The 18,275-nt window shown below is 68.7% G+C and carries 14 protein-coding genes; 11 read left to right on the plus strand and 3 right to left on the minus strand.

Annotated elements, in window-relative coordinates; translation table 11 throughout:
- Window positions 1–40 precede the first annotated feature (40 nt).
- Complete coding sequence (locus SD455_RS07330) at window positions 41–718, minus strand: LysR family transcriptional regulator (RefSeq protein ID WP_445507681.1); 678 nt, start codon at window positions 716–718, stop codon at window positions 41–43.
- A gap of 112 nt (window positions 719–830) precedes the next feature.
- On the opposite strand from SD455_RS07330, the gene SD455_RS07335 reads away from it, so the two are divergent.
- Window positions 831–2,453 (plus strand): SLC13 family permease, encoded by a 1,623-nt coding sequence (locus SD455_RS07335; RefSeq protein WP_445507753.1) that lies wholly within the window; start codon window positions 831–833, stop codon window positions 2,451–2,453.
- 39 nt (window positions 2,454–2,492) lie between these two features.
- Here the strand turns inward: SD455_RS07335 and SD455_RS07340 are convergent, their stop codons facing one another.
- Window positions 2,493–3,638 (minus strand): mandelate racemase/muconate lactonizing enzyme family protein, encoded by a 1,146-nt coding sequence (locus tag SD455_RS07340; protein WP_445507682.1) that lies wholly within the window; start codon window positions 3,636–3,638, stop codon window positions 2,493–2,495.
- Between the two features lie 484 nt (window positions 3,639–4,122).
- Here SD455_RS07340 and SD455_RS07345 point away from each other — a divergent pair, with 484 nt between their 5' ends.
- From SD455_RS07345 to SD455_RS07370, 6 genes are all read left to right on the plus strand, one after another.
- Window positions 4,123–5,055, plus strand: coding sequence for a carbohydrate ABC transporter permease (locus tag SD455_RS07345; RefSeq protein WP_070162302.1), 933 nt, complete (start codon window positions 4,123–4,125; stop codon window positions 5,053–5,055).
- A gap of 34 nt (window positions 5,056–5,089) precedes the next feature.
- Window positions 5,090–6,022, plus strand: coding sequence for a carbohydrate ABC transporter permease (locus tag SD455_RS07350; protein WP_445507754.1), 933 nt, complete (start codon window positions 5,090–5,092; stop codon window positions 6,020–6,022).
- Window positions 6,023–6,235: 213 nt separating this feature from the next.
- Window positions 6,236–7,660, plus strand: coding sequence for a Gfo/Idh/MocA family protein (locus tag SD455_RS07355; protein ID WP_445507683.1), 1,425 nt, complete (start codon window positions 6,236–6,238; stop codon window positions 7,658–7,660).
- Window positions 7,661–7,683: 23 nt separating this feature from the next.
- Window positions 7,684–8,625 (plus strand): NAD-dependent epimerase/dehydratase family protein, encoded by a 942-nt coding sequence (locus tag SD455_RS07360; protein WP_445507684.1) that lies wholly within the window; start codon window positions 7,684–7,686, stop codon window positions 8,623–8,625.
- Window positions 8,626–8,859: 234 nt separating this feature from the next.
- A complete protein-coding gene (locus tag SD455_RS07365; protein ID WP_445507685.1) occupies window positions 8,860–11,118 on the plus strand; it encodes an efflux RND transporter permease subunit in 2,259 nt (752 codons plus the stop codon).
- A complete protein-coding gene (locus SD455_RS07370; protein WP_445507686.1) occupies window positions 11,118–11,738 on the plus strand; it encodes a TetR/AcrR family transcriptional regulator in 621 nt (206 codons plus the stop codon). The genes SD455_RS07365 and SD455_RS07370 overlap by 1 nt, the downstream gene beginning before the upstream one ends.
- A 73-nt stretch (window positions 11,739–11,811) precedes the next feature.
- On the opposite strand, the gene SD455_RS07375 is transcribed toward SD455_RS07370, so the two are convergent.
- Window positions 11,812–12,240 (minus strand): universal stress protein, encoded by a 429-nt coding sequence (locus tag SD455_RS07375; RefSeq protein WP_445507687.1) that lies wholly within the window; start codon window positions 12,238–12,240, stop codon window positions 11,812–11,814.
- A 266-nt stretch (window positions 12,241–12,506) separates the two neighbouring features.
- Between SD455_RS07375 and SD455_RS07380 the strand changes: the two genes are divergently transcribed.
- The 4 genes from SD455_RS07380 to SD455_RS07395 are packed head-to-tail and all read left to right on the plus strand — an operon-like array spanning window position 12,507 to window position 18,271.
- The gene (locus tag SD455_RS07380; protein WP_445507688.1) at window positions 12,507–13,847 is read left to right on the plus strand and encodes an ABC transporter substrate-binding protein; all 1,341 of its coding nucleotides are present in this window, start codon (window positions 12,507–12,509) and stop codon (window positions 13,845–13,847) included.
- 32 nt (window positions 13,848–13,879) lie between these two features.
- The gene (locus tag SD455_RS07385) at window positions 13,880–14,863 is read left to right on the plus strand and encodes a carbohydrate ABC transporter permease (protein WP_445507689.1); all 984 of its coding nucleotides are present in this window, start codon (window positions 13,880–13,882) and stop codon (window positions 14,861–14,863) included.
- A 17-nt stretch (window positions 14,864–14,880) separates the two neighbouring features.
- Complete coding sequence (locus SD455_RS07390; RefSeq protein ID WP_445507690.1) at window positions 14,881–15,837, plus strand: carbohydrate ABC transporter permease; 957 nt, start codon at window positions 14,881–14,883, stop codon at window positions 15,835–15,837.
- A gap of 28 nt (window positions 15,838–15,865) precedes the next feature.
- Window positions 15,866–18,271, plus strand: a complete 2,406-nt coding sequence (locus tag SD455_RS07395; protein ID WP_445507691.1) for a glycosyl hydrolase family 95 catalytic domain-containing protein — start codon at window positions 15,866–15,868, stop codon at window positions 18,269–18,271.
- The last annotated feature ends 4 nt before the right edge of the window (window positions 18,272–18,275 follow it).

Genomic DNA, 18,275 nt, shown 5'->3' on the forward strand with positions numbered 1-18,275 from the left:
GGAACACACGGTGGCCGTCACCCTCTTTCCGAGGGACTGCTCACCGCTGCTCGTACACCACTCTGCCGGACGCTACTCTGTTGCCTTCGGCGAGAACTTCGTCCACCAGTTGGCGCATCAGGCTGCCTCGGGTGGATACGACGAAGTTCAGGCCCTCGAGCTCCTCTCGCCGAACTGTGCCCTCGCCCTCTGTTCCTGGAGGTGAGATGAGGATCAAGGGCTGGCGTTCCAGAGGCAGGAATTGCAGGTCGGCCGTGGCGGGCCGCCCCGATGAGCCCAGCAGGCCGATCTCGGTGGCTCCTGATCGGACCGACTCGACGACTTCGTCAGGTGTGAACGCCGCCGCGACTGAGATGGTCATGCCGGGGTGACGTTGGCGGAATCGGGTCGTCAGCGTGGTCAACGGTTCGATGGCGGGTGACGGCATGGCGACGAGGTCGACGGCCCCGCGATCGAGGTGCCTCGTCGAGCTCACCGCATCTCGAGCGACCTCCAGATCACGCAGAACCCTCCGGGCCGGATTGACGAGTTGGCGGCCAGGGTCGCTGAGCGTCACGCCTCGACCCGCTCGATGGAAGAGCCTGACTCCGAGGTCTCGTTCCAGCTGTTTGATCGCCTGTGAGAGCGAGGGCTGTGACAGGTGCAACGCTGCCGCAGCGCGCACGAACCCGCCATAGTCGACTACGGCGAGAAAGTAGGTCAGAAGCCGAGCATCCATGCACTCTCCTATAAGCGTTGCCTATGCCTGCCACAACGAAGATATCTTAGACGTGATCTGTCTCACTCCCTCAGGGTGTACTGCAACACCTGTCGAGTCAGAGGAGAGCAGCATGAGAGATGTCAGCGATACGCGGTCGAAGGTTCGGGCCTCGGAGCCTTCTGATGAACCGTCTCGCAACGGTCGGTCTCAGGAAGGGCCGGCGACAAGTTCATCTGATGGGTCTCCGCAGCGTCAGACAGGGAGGCTGCGGCGAGCTGTTGGGTTCATTCTGGCCCCCGTGGCCGCTGCCGTCGTGTGGCTCGCCCCCTTGGGCATCGAGCCTCACCAGCAGAGTCTCGGCGCCGTGCTGGCTGCGGTCATCATCCTTTGGTTCTGCGAGTCCGTGCCTATTCCGGTCGGGGGTCTCATCGGCGTCGCTGCGATCGTGCTCGTCGGTGTGGCCCCTGCCGATGAGGTCCTGGCGCCCTTCGGCTCGACGACGATATTCACTTTCATCGGGGCCTTCATCCTCGCTCAGGCCATGCTGAAGCATGGAGTTGCCCAACGCCTCGCCTACTTCGTCTTGTCGCTTCCGGGCGTCGGCACGTCCACGGTGCGGATCATCGTCGCCTTCGGCGTGATCACCGCACTGCTCTCCGCCTTGATATCGAATACAGCGACAGTGGCCATGCTGCTGCCCACCGCACTGGGAATTCTGGCTGTCATCGCCAAGATGCTCGAGGACAAGGGCATCGTGAAGGCTGGGTTCGACGCGACCCGCCTGCGCGTGGGTACTGCGCTGATGCTGATGCTGGCCTACGGGGCCGGTGTCGGTGGCCTCCTGACGCCAGTAGGTGCCCCGCCGAACCTGATCGGTCGAGGACTGATCGAAGAGGCCACCGGCGAAAGGATCTCCTTCGCGTCGTGGATCGGGGCCGCAGCGCCGGTCTCGATCATCATGTTCGGGGTTCTTCTCCTGGTTCTCCTGCTGGTCAACCGACCAGAGGTAAGGCGGATCGAAGGAGTCGAGGCGTACATCGCCGAGAAGCGGGCTGAGCAGGGACGCATCTCTCGCGCCGAGTGGAACACCATCATCGCCTTTGGGCTGACTGTCGGGCTGTGGCTCTTGCCCTCGGTGGTCGGTGTCATCGCAGGGATGAACTCTGCGGTCTACGAGTTACTCGATGTGCGGCTGAATGAGGGCATCGTGGCGGTCATCGGCGCGTCACTGCTGTTCCTGCTCCCGACTCGCTGGCGCAGAGGAGCAGCGACGCTGGCGTGGTCGGATGCGGCGAAGATCGACTGGGGCACCATCATCCTGTTCGGCACCGGCATGATCTTCGGCACGATGCTCAGCAGCACGGGCCTGGCCGAAGCGATCGGACGAGGACTGTTCGAAGGGTTGGGCGTGGCATCCCCGTTCATGATCACGGTGCTGGCCGCAGGACTGGCCATGCTGATCTCGGAGACCACGAGCAACACAGCGAGTGCCACGGTGGTGGTCCCCATCGTCCTGCCTCTTGCGCTCGCCGCAGGCGTCGACCCTGTCATTCCGGCAATGGCGGCGACCCTTGGGGCGTCCTTCGGATTCATGCTCCCCGTGGCGACTCCGCAGAATGCGATCGTCTATGGCTCAGGGTGCGTCCCGATCACGAAGATGGTGAAGAGCGGGATCGGCATGAACATCCTGGGTGGGCTCGTCCTGGTCACCGTGCTGCCGTTCACGGCGAGCCTCATGGGTATCGGCGGCTGATTCAGTGGCTGATCGACCCCGTGGCTCATGCGCACGACTTTACGACGCCTCGACCACGGCCCGGCGCATCAGATGATCGGCCAGCACCTGCTCATCCGGGGTGAAGCCCAGGCCGGGCTCCTCGCTCAGGGTGATCGTCGGACCGGCGCCGTGCAGGCGATGCAGCCGCTGCGGCCACTGCAGGAACGGCACCTCCAGCTGGACGTCCTCGCCCAGGGCGGCGATCAGCTCCGCCGAGGCGTTCAGTGCCGGACCGTAGTAGAAGCAGTGTGGGACGACGGCGACGCCGGTCTCCCGCCCGGCGGCGAACACCTCCTGCATTGCGGATATCCCGCCGATCTTGCCCACACTCGGCTGGGCGTAGGACACCGCGCCGGCGCGCATCTGCTCGACCATGCCGTGGACCCCGGAGGCGTTCTCCCCGGCGGAGATCCGGCCGTGGGCGGCATTGAGCCTGGTCAGGGCGCCGGTGTCGTCGGGCGGGAAGACCGGCTCCTCCAGCCAGAGCAGATCGGCCTCGGCGAAGTCCTCGAGCGCCTGGGCGGCGCCGGCCTCGTCCCACCGGCAGTTCACATCCGTCATCAGGGCAGCCTCCGGGCCGGCCTGGGTCCGGGCGGCGATGACGGCTGGGGCCGTCGACTCGTGCAGCTTGAACGAGCGGTATCCCGCCTCCTGGGCGCGCCCGATGTGGTGCGCGACCTCCGCCGGGTCCTCCCCGTAGTGGACCAGGGAGGCGTAGCAGTCGATGGTGTCCCGGGCCTGGGGGTCCAGCAGGCGGCGCAGCGGGACCCCGGTGCGCTGCGCGGTGAGGTCCCACAGCGCGGTGTCCACTGCAGAGAGCGCATAGTGGACCGGCCCGGTCCGCCCGAACGCATGGAACGCGTATTCCGCTTCGTGGCGGACGGCCTGCAGATCGGCGGCGCGTCCCAGGTGGAACGGCCCGACGACCTCCTCCAGGGCTGCCCACGTGGCCGGGTTGCTCCGATGGCCGAACGCCTCGCCCCAACCCACGCGGCCGTCGGAGTCGGTGACCTTCACCATCAGGGCCTCCATGCGGGTGAACGTCTGGGAGGAGGCGTTGTACTCGTCGACGGATTCCTCGCCCGTGACGCGGCGCGCCGCGGAGAATGGCATGGCGGTGAGCAGCATCTCGAGGCGGGCGACGGTGGGCTGGCTGAGGCTCATGGCTCTCCTGGGCGGATTCGACGGGGATCGGCGGGGGGATCGGCGGGGGGATCGGCGGGGGATCGGCGGGGGATCGGCGGGGCGAGCGGGCGCCGGCCTCGCTGCGGCTAGGGGCGGTGGAGCCGGGCGACGGCGGCGTCTTTGAGCCTAGTGCCGCAGGGTGATGCCGTCCACGGTGGGTACTGCATGGATTGATGCCGGAAAGGCATCATAAAAATCGATTCAATCCATCCTGCCCGGTATTGCGCGGATGTGCGCGTGTTCACCTGGGCCGCGCTGCCCGCCGGGACCCGATCCGCGCGGTTCAGGGTCAGAGTGCGGACTCCGGTGTGCTTGACCTCACAATGTGGCCTCACTTACCGTTGACGGAACGTACCTGGAAAGCGATTTCCCAAAGTGTTGAGGAGGCAGCCATGCTGTCCCAGTCGCAGAGCAGCGACCCCGCCGCGGAGCACCGCCGCACGGCGGGGCGGGAGGTGACGCCATGAGTGTCGTCGCCGAACTCCAGCAGCTCAAGAAGGCCCCGCAGGGGCAGCGCAAGCGGAGGCACAAGGACAACAAGGCAGGGCATCTGTTCCTGCTGCCGTGGACCATCGGTCTGTTCGGCATCACCCTCTTCCCGATGGCCGCCTCGCTGTACCTGGCGTTCACGAACTACAACCTGCTCCAGCCGCCCGAGTGGATCGGCATGGACAACATCACCCGGATGATGGGCGATGACCGCCTGCACAACGCCATCCAGGTGACCTTCACCTATGTGTTCGTCGGAGTGCCCATCCAGCTGGCGGTGTCGCTGGCCATTGCGATGCTGCTGGACCGCGGCATGCGCGGGCTGGCGTTCTACCGCTCGGTGTTCTACCTGCCTTCCATGCTCGGCTCCTCGGTGGCCATCGCCGTGCTGTGGCGCCAGATCTTCGGCCACTCGGGCCTGATCAACCAGCTGCTGGGCATGGTCGGCATCGAAGGTCAGGGTTGGGTGTCCAGCCCGGACACCGCGTTGGGCACGCTGATCATCCTTCACGTGTGGACCTTCGGCGCCCCGATGGTGATCTTCCTGGCCGGCCTGCGGCAGATCCCCGACATGTACTACGAGGCCGCCTCGATCGACGGTGCGGGCAGGATCAAACAGTTCTTCACCATCACGATCCCGCTGCTGACCCCGATCATCTTCTTCAACCTCGTGCTGCAGCTGATCGGTGCCTTCCAGAACTTCACCCAGGCGTTCATCGTCTCGGGCGGATCCGGAGGCCCGGCCGACTCCACACTGTTCTACACGCTCTACCTCTACCAGCAGGGCTTCGGCCGGTTCGACATGGGCTACGCCTCGGCGATGGCCTGGCTGCTGGTGCTGATCATCGCGGCGATCACCGCCATCAACTTCTGGCTCTCCAAGTATTGGGTGCACTACGATGACTGATTCTCCTCAGACCACCACCAGCGGCACGCCCACGATGAGCCGTGCCGACGCCACCAAGTCTGACGCCACCGCCGCCCTGGCCGGGGCGAGCTCCGTCGCCTCGGAGGACCGAGCCCCGATGAAGTCCGTCTCGCCGGCCCAGCGCGCGGTCAAGGCCACCATCAAGCACATCGTGATGATCGCCGCCTCCCTGGCGATGATCTACCCGCTGCTGTGGATGCTGGTCTCCTCCCTGCGCCCCAACGAGGCGATCTTCCGCGAGCCGGGCATCCTGCTCACCACGCTGGAGTTCAACAACTATGTGCAGGGCTGGAATGCGCTGAGCCACCCGTTCAGCCACTTCCTGTGGAACTCGGCGATCGTCGTGTTCGCCTCGATCCTGGCCAACCTCATCGCCTGCTCGATGGCGGCCTACGCCTTCGCCCGGTTGGACTTCAAGTTCAAGATCCCGATGTTCGCGGCGATGCTGCTGACCATCATGCTGCCCGTGCACGTGGTGATCATCCCGCAGTACATCCTCTTCTCGAACCTCGGCTGGGTGAACACGTTCCTGCCGCTGATCGTGCCGAAGATCCTCGCCACGGACTCCTTCTTCATCTTCCTGATGGTGCAGTTCATCCGTGGCATCCCGAAGGACCTGGATGAGGCGGCCCGCATCGACGGCGCCGGCCACATCCGGATCTTCTTCCAGGTGATCCTGCCGCTGATGGTCCCGGCCCTGGCCACGACCACGATCTTCACCTTCATGTGGACGTGGAACGACTTCTTCAGCCAGCTGATCTTCCTGACCTCACCGGACATGTACACGGTGCCGCTGGCGCTGCGAGCCTTCATCGACTCCACCGGCGAGTCGAACTGGGGCGGCATGTTCGCCATGTCGATCATCTCGATCCTGCCGCTGTTCCTGATCTTCCTGTTCGGTCAGCGCTTCCTCATCAAGGGCATGGCCACCACCGGCATCAAGTGACCCGCCGGGCCGTTCGACGGTCGTCCGCCGCAGCCCGCGGCGGGCGGCCGTCGTCGGCGTCTGCGGGGAAGATACCCGCGCAGCACCTGTGCCATCCACGGAAGGCATGGATGGAGCGCTTCTCATCCACCGCCGACACGACAAGACTGCTGGGGAAGGACCTTCCCCGGACGCCACACCACCTGTTCACCGCATGAAGGAGCTGGCTCACCCGTGAGCACTGAGAACGCCCGCACCCGCTACGTGATCATCGGCATGGGCAGCCGGTGTCGGATGTACACCAATGCGATCGCCGGCCCCCACGCTGATGTGGCCGAGCTCGTCGCCCTGGCGGACACGAACCCTGGCCGCGTCGAGTACCACCACAGCCGCATCCGCGAGGAGCACGGCGCCGACGTCGCCACCTTCGACCCCGCCGCGCTGACCTCCGTCATCCAGGAGCGGCGCATCGACCGGGTCATCATCACCAGCCCGGATTTCACCCATGCCGACTACATCGTGGAGTCCCTGCAGGCCGGGGCCGACGTCGTCGTGGAGAAGCCGCTGACGGTGGACGCCGAGTCCAGCGACCGGATCGCGCGCGCCGTGGAGGCCACCGGGCGTGAAGTCATCGTGACCTTCAACTACCGGTACTCCCCGCGCAACACCGCGCTGAAGGCCGCGATCCTCGAGGGCCGGATCGGGCAGGTGACCTCCATCGACTTCACCTGGGTGCTGGACACCGTCCACGGCGCCGACTACTTCCGCCGCTGGCACCGGGTCAAGGAGAACTCCGGCGGGCTGCTGATCCACAAGGCCAGCCACCACTTCGACCTGGTCAACTGGTGGCTCGCCGACGCCCCCGAGCGTGTCTACGCCTCCGGCGGGCTGAAGTTCTACGGGGCGGAGAACGCCGCCGCCCGCGGCATCACCCCCGCTGAGCGCGGCACCCGCGAGGGATCCGACGCCGACCCCTTCGCCCTGGACCTGCGCAGTGACGAGACGCTGCAGAAGCTCTACCTGGACAATGAGCACCACGACGGCTACATCCGTGACCAGGACGTCTTCGGCGAGGGCATCACCATCGAGGACAACCTCGCGCTGATCGTGGACTACACCCGCGGCGCGGTGCTGAACTACTCGCTCAACGCCCACGCCCCCTGGGAGGGGTACCGGGTGGCGGTCAACGGGACCGAGGGTCGGTTGGAGCTCGAGGTTGTGGAGCGGGCCGCCGTGCTGCCCGCTTCCGGCGGCTCCCCGGTGGACCCCTCGGTGTCCGACGACGGCCGGTCCGGCACGGTGCGCTCCAAGGGTGAGCGCCTGGTGCTGCAGCGCCACTGGGGTGAGGCCGAGGAGCTGGAGATCGTCCAGGGTGAAGGGGCCCACGGCGGCGGCGACCGGTTGCTGCTGGCCGACATCTTCAACGGTCCCGGCGAGGACCCGTACGCCCGCCCCGCCGGTCTGGTGGACGGCATCCAGGCCATCGCCGTCGGCGTCTGCGGCAACCGCTCCCTGCAGACGCGCGGCCCCGTGACGGTGGCCGAGGTGGAGCTGGGGCTGGCCTCCGGGGATGCCTCGGGGACTGCCTCCGGGGCGATGCCACGGGCGCTCGCGCCGACGCCGCCGTCGCGCACTGAGCAGGGACTGAGCAGGGACTGAGCAGGGGACCGAGGAGGACAGCCATGGCAGAACGCATCATCGTCACCGGCGGGTCGGGGCGGCTGGGTCGCAGCGTGGTGGCCGGGTTCGCCGAGACCGCGCATGAGGTCATTAGCGTGGACCGGGATCTGCCCCCAGAGCCCGTGGCCGGGGTCGAGCACCGCAGCATCGACCTGCTCGATGCCGAGGCCACCCAGGCCCTGTTCGCGGAGCTCGCCCCGACGGCGGTGGTCTCCCTGGCCGCGATCGCGGTGCCGTTCAGCGCGCCGGAGGACGTGATCCTGAAGACCAACGCCGGCATCGCCCACAACGTGACCGCCGCCGCAGTGGCGGCCGGTGCCACGAAGGTGGTCATCGCCTCCAGTCCCTCGATCATGGGCTACGGGTCGCCGGCCGGCTGGGTGCCGCCGCGGCTGCCCCTGGACGAGGAGGTGCCGCCTCAGCCGTGGCACGCCTACGGGCTGAGCAAGCACGTGGCCGAGCAGGTGGCCGCGATGTTCGCCCAGCAGACCGATGAGGTCACGTTCGTCTCCTTCCGGCCCTGCTACGTCATCGCTCCGGAGGAGTGGGCGGGCGCGCCCACCCAGCAGGGGCACACGCTCACCGAACGCCTGGACGACCCGGCGCTGTCCGCCGTCGCGCTGTTCAACTACGTGGATGCCCGGGACGTCACCGACTTCCTGCTGACGCTGCTGACCAAGATCGACCAGGTGGAGAACGGCTCGGTGTTCTTCGTCGGAGCCAAGGACGCGCTGGCCCGCCGGCCCCTGGCTGAGCTCATCCCGGAGCATTTCCCGGACCTGGCGCATCTGGCCGGGGACCTCACCGGGGACGCCCCGGCGTTCTCCATCGAGAAGGCCCGCCGTGTGCTCGGCTGGGAGCCGACGCGCTCCTGGCGCACCGAGCTGGTCAGTGAGCAGGGCAGTGAGCAGGGCAGTGAGCAGGGCAGCGCTCCCGTGACGTGAGGGCGTCCGTCCTCGTCCAGTTCGTCTGTCCCCCTGGCGTGCGTCCGTCCCCGTGGTGTTCCCCTGTGCACTATGTCCTGAGACTTCACACCGTGGTGTTCCCCTGGGACGAACGAAGCCGAGGGGGACGGACCGGCGGGCAGTCGCGCGACGGAATTCATCAGGCGTTGAAAAATGAGAGATCGAGTCCTACCCTGAAATTCATCGCATGATGAAATACAGGGAGGGATCGTCATGGGGCGCATCCTGGAGAAGCTCTTGGCGGCGGTGGTGCGCCGGCCGAAGTCCGCGCTCACCGTCCTGCTGCTGGTGACTCTCGGCTTCGTCGCCGCCGCGTCGCTCAATGACGTCGAGGTCGACATCACCCAGCTCGGGCGCGAGGACTCTGCCACGGTGCAGACCATGGCCCGCGTGCAGCAGGAGTTCGACGACCCCTCCGCCGTCGTGCAGGTCATCGTGGACGCCGGCCCCGGCGGGGACATTCTGACCTCAGAGGGGCTGGCCGCGGTCAGTGAGGTGCAGGAACACGTGGCCGATGAGCTGGGGGACGATCTGCGAGAGCCTGCCGCCGGAAGGCCGGCCCTGCTCTCGCTGCCGGTGCTGCTCGGGCTCGATGAGCGGACCCCGACGGAGGATGACGCCCAGGACGCGGGGGAGCGGCTCCGTTCCGTCGCGGCTCAGCCGCAGGCCGCCGCCCTGATCTCCGGGGACTATGACGCCGACTCCGGCAGCGCGCGGGCCACGGTCATCGTCGCGTTCCTCCGGGAGTCCCTCAGCGAGCAGGATCGCACGCAGGCCGCGCTGCGGGTTCAGGAGGCCGTGGCCGAGACCGGTGATCAGCAGGTCATCGTCTACAGCCAGGGGCTGTTCGTGGAGGGCATGCTCGACGCTGTCCGAGGCGAGGCGCCCGTGCTGTTCCTGGTGGCGCTGCTGGCGGTCCTGCTCCTGCTGGCGGTGACGTTCCGGTCGGCGCTGGTCGTCGGATTCGGTCTGGTCGGTCTGGCGATGACGGTGGTGTGGACCTTCGGGCTGGCCGGTCTTCTCGGGCCCCAGGGGCTGGGCTGGATCGGTCCGCTCTCTCAGCTGGCGATCATCGTCCCCATCCTGCTGGTCGGGCTGGGCATCGACTTCGCGGTGCACCTCATGGCCCGCTTCCGTGAGCTCTCCGCGCAGGGGGCTGCGCCGTCCCCGGCCGCCTACGGTGCGGTGCGCGCGGTCGGCCCTGCCCTGGCCATCGCCGCGGTCACCACCGGCGTGGGATTCGGCGCGACGGCGACCGCACCACTTCCTCTGCTGGCCACCTTCGGAGTCCAGGTGGCCCTGGGCATCCTGTGCGCCTTCCTGGTGATGATCATCCTGGTCCCCGCGACGCAGGCTCTGTGGGGACGGCGCTTCGCCGCAACGTCGGCGAGGCGCCGACGGCAGGACCTGGACGCCCAGCCCTCAGGGCGCGAGAGCGCGCGGCCGCCCTCGGGCGTCCTGACCCGGGCGGCGGTCCGCACCGCGGATCGGACGCCGCTGGCCGGTGTCATCGTGGCGCTGCTGGTCATCGGTCTGGCCGTCCTGGCCTCCTTCCGCCTGGACACTCAGCTCGACAGGAGTGACTTCCTCCCTGAGGGATCCGGCATCGAGGCGACCCTGGCGCACCAGGAGGAGCTCTTCGGGTCGCAGATCACCGAGGCGACCTTCGTCCTCATCGACCCGCCGGACACCGGTGCTGATCTCGAGTCGGCGCTCGAGGGCGCCAGCCACCAGGTGGCCGAGGTCGAGGGTGTGCGGGTCTCGGGCGGCGAGCCGCAGATCATGGCGCGTCAGGCCGCCGAGTCGGACACTCTGCTGTGGCAGATCCGGACCACCGCCGGCGACGGCGGAGCGGAGCAGCTGGCCGAGGATCTGACTGCCGCGCTGGACCCCATCACGCAGCAGGGGGCAGAGGTGTCGATCTCCAGTGAGCCCATGGTGGTCGCCGAGATGAACCGGGATCTTGCCGAGTTCCAGGTGAGGTCCATCCTGCTGACGCTGAGCATCGTGACCGTGCTGCTGATGTCCACCTACTGGCTGTGGCGCCGTCGAGCCCTGCTCGGGGTGATCGCCATGATCCCCGCAGTGACCAGCGCGGCCGGGGTGATCGCCATGATGTGGGTGCTGGGCATCGACCTCAACGTGCTCAGTGCGACGCTGACGGCCATGGCGATCGGGATCGGGGTCCCCTACGGGGTCCACGTGGTGAACCGCTTCCTGCAGGAGCTGCCCGTGAGCACCCCGGAGCATGCGGTCGCCACCACGGTGGGCACCACCGGGGCGGCGTTGACCGGATCCGCCGTCACCACGTTAGGGGCGCTCCTGGTCCTCTCCTGGTCGGCCCTGGTGCCGATCCAGGCCCTTGGTAGGCTCGGTGCCGTCGCGATCGTCGTCGCGCTGGTCGCCGGCGTCTTCGTCACTCCGGGGGCGCTCGTGCTGTGGGCCCGCCGAGCGGGCGGAGGGGAGTCCTGATGGTCGCCGACGCCGACGCTGACCCTCAGCCCGATGGGTCGACCCGCTACGGCAAGGGGCGCCGTGCCGGCCGGCCCGATACGAAGGGTCAGATCCTCGCGGCCGCCCGTGAGAGCTTCGCCGAGGTCGGCTACGAGAAGGCGTCCCTGCGCGGCATCGCTGCCCGCGCCGGAGTGGACCCCGCCCTGGTGCATCACTATTTCGGCACCAAGGAGAAGCTGTTCGCCGCCGCGGTGGACGTGCCCTTCGATCCGCAGGGCGTCGCCGCCGCGGTGCAGGAGGCTCCGCTGGAGCTGCGCGGCCGTCGGCTGGTCCACGTCTTCCTCGGCGTCTGGGATGATCCGGTGCGCCGCGCACCGCTGCTGGCCCTGCTGCGCGCCGCGATGTCCCAGGACTCCGCCTCCGCCCTGCTGCGCGGCTTCGGGCGGCGCGTCATGGTGGCCCGGATCGCCCAGGGCATGACCGGGGAAGATCGTGAGCTGCGGGCTGAGGCCGCCGTGGCTCAGCTCTTCGGACTGGTGATCGCCCGCCACGTGCTGCGCATCGAGCCGATGGCCTCCGCATCCGCCCAGGAGCTGGAGGACCTCGTCGGCCCGGTGATCCAGCAGTACTTCGACTGAGCACGGCGGCGGCCCCGGCAGGTGCCGGGGCCGCCGCTGTCGTGGCCGCTGACGCTGGGTCTGACGCTGGGCGTCAGTCCGCGTAGGTGTTGGCGATGTAGACGTCGCAGGTGGCGTTGTGGGAGACCGAGTTGGCCACGCTGCCGAGCACACGACGCACTCCGCGCATGCGCTGGTTGCCGACCACGATCACGTCAGCGTCGATCTTCTCCGCGTAGCCGATCAGGGCGTCGGCCGGCTTGCCGTGCACGGAGCGGGGCAGGATCTCCACGCCCGGGGCCTTCAGCGACTCGGAGACCTTCTCGGCGATGTAGCGGGCGTTGTCGGCGTCCGAGACGACCCACTGGTCCGACCCGCTGTTGACGACCTCAGTGCGGTCGTCGGCGTAGGCCGAGACGACATGCAGCGGGGCGTTCAGCTTGGTGGCGAGTTCACGGGCCTTCTCCGCGGCCCTGCGGGCCGTGGGGCTTCCGTCGACGCCGACGATGATCGGACCTGACATGGTGTGCTCCTTTGTGGACTGCGCGATGTGACGTGTTCAGCCTAATCGAGGAACGGCTCTTCCGGGAGTGGGGTGGCGCGCCGCACAGGCCGGGGCCGACCCCCTCATGCCGACGGTGCATGAGGTGACACGTCAGTGGCATCGTCGGATCGCTCCCCAGGCATTGAAGTGGCATGGGTCACAGAGTACTGTGGCGCCATCCCACCGTGAGAAACCGGTTTCTTGCCGGTGTGACGGGGACCGTCACGAGCGACAAGGAGAGTTCCATGGACATGGCACGACGCACTCTGGCCCGGCCGGCGCTGAGCCGCCGCACGCTGCTCGGCCTCGGGCTCGGCGGCGCGGCCGCGATCTCCCTGGCGGGCTGCGACCGCTTCGGCGGGGGCAGCGCTTCTGCGGGCGGGGGCTCCGAGTCGCTGAACGTGATCTGGTGGGGCGACGCCACCCGCGCCGAGCAGACCGAGGCCATGCTGGACGTCTACCGGCAGCGCCACCCGGAGCTGAGCATCACCACCGACTACGCCGACTCGGGCCCCTATCAGGACCGCATGGCCACGCGCTTCGCCGCCGGCGACATCCCGGACCTGATGAACCAGCGGCGCGACGGGCTCCGCGAGTACGCCGATCGAGGCGCGCTGCTGAACCTCAGCGAGCACACCGACGTGCTGGACCTCAGCGACGTGCCGGACACCTATCCGCTCGGCCGGGTGGGGGACGACCTCTACGGCATCCCCGCCGGGCTGAACGCCGTCGGATTCATCATCGACACCGACCGGGCGCAGCACTACGGGGCCGAGGTGCCGGACCACCTCACCTGGTCCTGGGAGGACCTCTGGGACTTCAGCCGGGAGATCACCGACGCCGCGGCCTCCGCCGGCGACGAGGTCTACGGGGTGGACCTCTCCTTCGCCACCGTGCAGAACCTGGTGGTCTGGGTGCGCCAGACCGGCGAGGAGCTCTACACCGAGGACGGCCTGTTCGGCGCCAGCGAAGAGACCCTGACCGCCTGGTTCGAGATGTCGGTGGAGCAGCGTGAGCGAGGAGGCCTGCCCCCGGCCGGGTTCATCGACATCACCGGGAACTCGGCCGCCGAGTCCGCCATCGCGTCCGGCCTCGTCGCCGGCCAGGTCATCCCCACCAACAACCTCGAAGTGTTCGGCGACGTCGTCGACGGTCCGCTCCAGCTCTGCCGCTTCCCCGGGGAGGTGCAGGGCGCCCGCCGCGGGATGTCCATCGACACCGCCATGTACTGGTCCATCGGCGCGGAGGCGCCCAATGTGGAGGGCGCCCTGGACCTGCTGAACTTCATGATCAACGACGCCGAGGGCAATGCCGCCGTCGGGGTCACCCGCGGTCTGCCCTCCAGCGAGGCGGTGGCCCAGGAGATCACCGACAGCCTCAGCGAGGCGGACCAGGAGTCCATGCAGTACATCCTCGACCTCGCCGAGGAGGACCTGCCGGAGTCCCGGCCCGACCCCGCCGGCGGCTCCGCCGTGCAGGACATGCTCACCGAGGTCGACGAGGAGGTCCAGTTCGGGCGCATGACTCCGGAGCAGGCCGCCCAGCGGCTGCGGGAGACCGCCGACGGCGCCATGGGGCTGGCCTGAGGGCCGCCGGGCGGAGCGAGAGGAGCCATGCGATGGCGATGACCACCACCCAGGTGCCGGAGGCCCGGTCCGAGGGGCCCTCAGGCTCCCCGGGGACTGCCGTGACGCCCTCGACGGCGCCGCGCCGCCGTCGGCGGAGAGGACGGCGGGGCCAGGTCCAGTGGGCGGGATACCTCTTCCTGGCGCCCTGGTTCCTGGGGATGCTGTTCACGATCGTCCCGTTCGGGGCCTCCCTGTACCTGGGATTCACCGACTACGACCTGCTCACCCCGCCGGAGTGGGTCGGCTTCGCCAACTTCATCGAGCTGTTCCGGGACCCGCGGGTGGGGCAGTCACTGATCGTCACCTTCACCTACACGTTCGTCTCCGTGCCGCTCTCGCTGATCGCCGCCCTGGGTGTGGCGCTCGCGCTGAACAAGGGCATCCGGGGCCTGCCCCTGTACCGGGCCGTCTACTACCTGCCCTCCCTGCTGGGCGGCAGCGTGGCGATCGTGATGCTCTGGCGGCAGATCTTCGGCACCCGCGGCATCGTCAACACCTTCCTGGGCTGGTTCGGCATCGAAGGCCCAGCCTGGGTGTCCGACCCCAGCACCGCGCTGAGCGTGCTGATCATCCTCAACGTGTGGACCTTCGGCGCACCCATGGTCATCTTCCTCGCTTCGCTGCGGCAGGTGCCGACCATGTACTACGAGGCCGCCTCCGTGGACGGCGCCTCCCGGTGGAGGCAGTTCCGCTCCATCACGCTGCCGCTGATCAGCCCGATCATCTTCTTCAACCTGGTGCTCTCCACGATCGGCACGCTGCAGACCTTCACCCAGGGCTACGTGCTCTCCAACGGTTCAGGCGGGCCCGCGGGCTCCACCCTCTTCTACAACCTGAACCTCTACATCGAGGGGTTCAGCCGGTTCAACATGGGCTACGCCTCGGCGATGGCCTGGCTGCTGCTGGTGATCATCGCGGCGTTCACCGCGCTGAACTTCATCGCGCAGAAGTACTGGGTCTACTACGAGAACTGAGAGAAGGCAGACCGACCATGGCGATTCCCACCAGCCCTGTGGCGCCCGCCCCCGCGCCCACCATGAGGCAGCGGCGCGGCACCGGAGGACGACGACGTCGGCACCGGGACTCCGGCGAGGCGGAGATCAGCGGCGTCGACGCCCAGGACACCGCACGCAGCCGGTTCCTGCGCCACGTGATCCTCTGCGGTGTGGCGCTGGTGATGATGTACCCGCTGCTGTGGATGCTCTCCAGCTCCGTGAAGCCGGACGCCAACATCTTCACCGAGCAGGGTCTGTGGCCCTCCGAGTGGCGGTTCGAGAACTACACGGAGGGGTGGAACTCCCTGCAGCACCCGTTCGGCCACTATCTGGTGAACTCCGCGATCGTGGTGAGCCTGAGCATCGTGGGCACCGTGGTCAGCTCGGCGCTCGCGGCCTACGCGTTCGCCCGTCTGGAGTTCCCCGGCCGCAAGCTGTTCTTCGGCCTGGCCCTGGTGACCCTGATGCTGCCGGGGCATGTGCTGCTGATCCCGCAGTACATCATCTTCTCCGAGCTCGGTTGGCTGAACACCTACCTGCCGCTGGTCGTGCCGAACTTCCTGGCCTCCAACGCGTTCTTCATCTTCCTGATGGTCCAGTTCATGCGGGCCCTGCCCCGGGAGCTCGACGACGCCGCCCGGATCGACGGCTGCGGTCCCTTCCGGATCTTCTTCCAGATCATCGCCCCGCTGTGCATCCCGGCCTTCGCGACGACGGCGATCTTCACCTTCATCAGCACCTGGAACGAGTTCTTCTCTCCGCTGATCTACATCACCAACCCCGACCTGTACACGGTGCCGTTGGCGCTGCGACAGTTCATGGATGCTGAAGGTCAGTCGTCATGGGGCCCCATGTTCGCCATGTCAGTGGTGTCCTTGTTTCCCATCGTGGCCTTCTTCATCATGGGTCAGAGGTACCTGGTCAAGGGCATCGCCACCACCGGCCTGAAGTGAGCAGCACCCCCTGAGCGAGAGGAACCGGATGGTCACGCCGTCAGCCCGTCCCGACGAGGCGCCAGGCGCGTTCACCAGCGTCTCCGCCGGTGAGGACTGGGAGCACGGCCTGCCGGTGGGCACCGGCAGGGTGGGCGCCCTCATCCACGGGGACCCGCGGGAGCATCGCGTGGACCTCACCCATGAGTGGTTCTTCCTGCCCGTGAACCCCCACATGCCGGCGCCCGACCTGCGGGCCCGGCTTCCCGCCATGCGTCAGGCGCTGCTCGAGGGCGACGCCGATTCCGCGGGAGATCTGCTCGCCGAGGCGGCCGAGGAGCACAGCCCCGGCGGCGCCCTGATCTGGACGGATCCCTTCGTGCCCGCCGCCCGACTGGTGATCACCGATCCGGAGGCGGACCCGGTGCCGGGCAGCCGGCGGCGTGATGTGGACCTGCGCACCGGCGTCGTCGAGATCAGCTGGCAGGACGCCCGGCGGGGGCGCCAGACCCTCCGAGCGGAGCCGCGCCATGGAGACGAGACCATTCACCTCTCGCTCAGCTCCGAGGCCCCGGCCGAGTTCGTCCTGCGCCTGAGCTCCGGGGCTGACGATGCCGGGGCTGATGATGCTGGCACGGTCGACCCGGCCTCCCGCGTGCGGGCCACAGCGGCTCTCGACGGCGAGCACGCCCGGCTGCGCGTCGGGGCCCGACGGGCGGAGGCCCGCCCCGCGGACCAGCACGAGACCGCCGAGACCACTGTCAGCCCGCTGCCGGCCGCCGAGCTGCACGGTGAGGGAAGCCTCGTCGCGCGGCTGCCGGTGCCGGCGGGCTCCGCGGCCAGGCTTCAGCTGTGCGTCACCGTGGACGGCGCCCCGGCCCATGACCCGCTGCTGGACGGCACGACCCTGCCCAGCCCGCCACGGGAGGAGCTGGCGGCCCGCAGCGTCTTCCATCTCGGGAAACGGCAGGACACGGGGGAGCCGCAAGGTGCTGGGAAGCGGCAGGACACGGGGGAGCGGCCGTGGTCCGCACAGCCCACGGAGGAGCTGCTGGCCGCCGCCCGCACTGGCGACCTCGCCGCTGAGGACGCGCTGGTGGAGCTCGTCTACGCCGCCTCCCGGCACACGGTCATCTCCTCCACGGGGATGCTGCCGCCGAACCTGACCGGCCTGTGGCAGGGCACCTGGACGCCCGCCTGGTCCGGGGACTACACGCTCAACGGCAACGTCACGCTGGGCGCCACCGCTTCGATGATCTCCACCGGCATGCCGGAGCTGCGCCTGAGTCTGCTGCGCCTGGTCTCCCGGCACCTTCCGGCGTTCCGCGAGAACGCCCGCCGGATCTTCGGGGCGGAGGGAGTGCTGCTGCCCGCCCGGCTGAGCACCCACGGGCACGCCAGCCACTTCTCGGTGGGATTCCCGCATCTGTTCTGGCTCGGCGGCGGCCCCTGGGTGCTGCGGCAGGGCTGGGACCTGTTCTCCGCCACCGGGGACACGGCCCTTCTGCCGTGGCTGTGGTCCTTCGCCCAGGAGGTCATGCGCTGCTGCGAGACCGCCGTCCACCACCACGACGGCGTCGCCCACCTGGTGCCCAGCTACTCGCCGGAGAACACCCCGCGCGGGGCGGCGAACCCGCTGGCCGTGGACGCCACCTCCGACATCGCCGCGATCCGCGATGCCGCCGTCGTGGCCACGCGGATCGGCCGACTGATGGGGGACGAGTCGCACGCCGCGGACTGGGCCGGGCTGCGGGAGAGCCTCCCGGCGCCGCGGCTGACCTCCGAGGGTGCGCTCGCCGAGTGGGCGCACCCCGGCTTTCCGGATGAGCCGCACCACCGGCACACCTCTCACCTGTACCCCTTCGGGACGGAAGGGGACGAGGCCTTCGCCACTGAGGAGATGCGGGCTGCGGCCCTGACCACGGTGCGGCAGCGGCTCGCCTACCGAGAGTCGGACCCGCCGGAGAGCATGGAGATGGCCTTCGGCCTGTGCGAACTCGGCGTGGTGGCCGCCCGACTCGGTGACGCTGACCTGGCCCTGCGGGTGGTGCACACCCTCGCCGGCAACTACTGGCGTCCCAGCATGATGTCCACCCATGACCCCGGATCCATCCTCAACGCCGACGCCTCCGGCGGGTTCCCCGCCGTGGTGTCCGCCATGCTGCTGACCAGCGGCCCCGGCCAGGCCGTGCTGCTCCCTGCCCTGCCCGAGCGGTGGCCCACTGGTGCCGTCACCGGCCTGTGCGGGGCGGAGGGGCTGGCCCTCGAAGAGCTCGCATGGGACGCGGACCGGGCCCGGGCGACTCTGCGCCGTCGCCCCGGCTCCCAGGCGGCCTGGCCGTCACCGTGGCTGAACATCGTCGCAGGGCGCGGGTGGCGGCACGCCGACGGCGCGAGCAGCCGCACCGTGGAGCTGACCGAGGCCCCGATGACCCTGGAGCTGCGGCGCGGCTGAGCCG

Source organism: Nesterenkonia sp. K-15-9-6 (assembly GCF_052656005.1).

Coding starts and splice junctions, on each gene's coding strand:
- SD455_RS07375 (WP_445507687.1), bottom strand. CDS start 12,240: ATGTCAGGTCCGATCATCGTCGGCGTCGACGGAAGCCCCACGGCCCGC.
- SD455_RS07365 (WP_445507685.1), top strand. CDS start 8,860: ATGGGGCGCATCCTGGAGAAGCTCTTGGCGGCGGTGGTGCGCCGGCCG.
- SD455_RS07335 (WP_445507753.1), top strand. CDS start 831: ATGAGAGATGTCAGCGATACGCGGTCGAAGGTTCGGGCCTCGGAGCCT.
- SD455_RS07350 (WP_445507754.1), top strand. CDS start 5,090: ATGAGCCGTGCCGACGCCACCAAGTCTGACGCCACCGCCGCCCTGGCC.
- SD455_RS07390 (WP_445507690.1), top strand. CDS start 14,881: ATGGCGATTCCCACCAGCCCTGTGGCGCCCGCCCCCGCGCCCACCATG.
- SD455_RS07345 (WP_070162302.1), top strand. CDS start 4,123: ATGAGTGTCGTCGCCGAACTCCAGCAGCTCAAGAAGGCCCCGCAGGGG.
- SD455_RS07380 (WP_445507688.1), top strand. CDS start 12,507: ATGGACATGGCACGACGCACTCTGGCCCGGCCGGCGCTGAGCCGCCGC.
- SD455_RS07360 (WP_445507684.1), top strand. CDS start 7,684: ATGGCAGAACGCATCATCGTCACCGGCGGGTCGGGGCGGCTGGGTCGC.
- SD455_RS07340 (WP_445507682.1), bottom strand. CDS start 3,638: ATGAGCCTCAGCCAGCCCACCGTCGCCCGCCTCGAGATGCTGCTCACC.
- SD455_RS07370 (WP_445507686.1), top strand. CDS start 11,118: ATGGTCGCCGACGCCGACGCTGACCCTCAGCCCGATGGGTCGACCCGC.
- SD455_RS07395 (WP_445507691.1), top strand. CDS start 15,866: ATGGTCACGCCGTCAGCCCGTCCCGACGAGGCGCCAGGCGCGTTCACC.
- SD455_RS07385 (WP_445507689.1), top strand. CDS start 13,880: ATGGCGATGACCACCACCCAGGTGCCGGAGGCCCGGTCCGAGGGGCCC.
- SD455_RS07330 (WP_445507681.1), bottom strand. CDS start 718: ATGGATGCTCGGCTTCTGACCTACTTTCTCGCCGTAGTCGACTATGGC.